The sequence below is a fragment of the Achromobacter sp. 1012554356 genome (assembly GCF_059760815.1).
In genome coordinates, this window is record NZ_JCBANC010000150.1 from 1 (window position 1) to 237 (window position 237).

Annotated in this window: 1 protein-coding gene; it reads right to left on the reverse strand. The window is 62.9% G+C overall.

Annotation, left to right across the window (positions count from 1 at the left end):
• The coding region (locus AC6LJW_RS29530; RefSeq protein WP_498088984.1) for an EF-Tu C-terminal domain-related protein at positions 1–237 on the reverse strand (237 nt) is incomplete at both ends.

Genomic DNA, 237 nt, shown 5'->3' on the forward strand with positions numbered 1-237 from the left:
TGTCGCCCGGCAGAACCATTTCCTTGTCGGCCGGCAGTTCGATCGTGCCCGTCACGTCCGTCGTGCGGAAGTAGAACTGGGGACGATAGCCTTGGAAGAACGGAGTGTGACGGCCGCCTTCTTCCTTGGACAGGATGTAGACCTCGGACGTGAAGTCCGTGTGCGGGGTGATCGAGCCCGGCTTGGCCAGAACTTGGCCGCGCTGGACGTCTTCACGCTTGGTGCCGCGCAGCAGGA